The sequence below is a fragment of the Paenibacillus sp. N119s genome (genome assembly GCF_059447605.1).
On record NZ_JCAJRU010000473.1, the window covers coordinates 1 to 794 of the forward strand.

At 56.5% G+C, this 794-nt stretch carries 1 pseudogene; it reads right to left on the bottom strand.

The features are described from left to right. Positions 1–794, bottom strand: a pseudogene (locus AC5V8P_RS25835) (WIAG-tail domain); the annotation flags it as partial.

Consider the following 794-nt stretch of genomic DNA (forward strand, 5'->3'; position numbering starts at 1 on the left):
AGATATTTTGGCAGCAGTCACGACCTCATCCGCCAATTTATCGGATGTAACGGACGCATCCTGTAATGCATCGGTCGATATGGCTCGGGATGCGATATGCTCTCCCTGAATGGTTCCAGTATGCAGATGATGCGACTGGATCGATTCTGGAGAAATATGTCCGGACTTTACTGCCCCCTCGGCCAGCGCGGTGTCCTGTACTGCTCCAGCTGCCAGATGCTGGGTGTGGACCGACTGTGCAGACAAATGTGAAGGACCCACGCTGCCTTCCGCCAAATTCGTCCCTTGCACCGAGCGCGCTGCGAGCTTCTCCGAGGTGACGCTTTCCGCTTGTAGCGCACGACTAGACACGCTATCTGGAGCCAGATGGCTCGCAAGTACAGCCGAAGACTGCAAGTGGGCTGAGGTGACACTTTCCGGGGACAGATGGCTAGACTGGATCGTCCCTTCTGCCAAATGATTGGCTTGCACCGCTTCATCTGTAATGTGCCACGGCTGTACCGAGTGCACTGACAGCTTAGCGGCAGTCACACCCTCATCCGCCAATTTATCAGACGTCACGGACGCATCCTGTAATGCATCGGTCGATATGGCCTGGAATGCGATGTGTTCGTCCTGAATGGTTCCGTTTTGCAAGTGCTGCGGCTGGATCGATTCGGGGGCAATGTGTACCGACTTCACTGCTCCCTCGGCTAGCGCGGTATCCTGCACTGCGCCGGCTGCCAAATGCTGGGTGTGGACCGACTGTGCGGACAAATGCGACGGACCGACGCTATCTTCCGCCAGATTCGTCC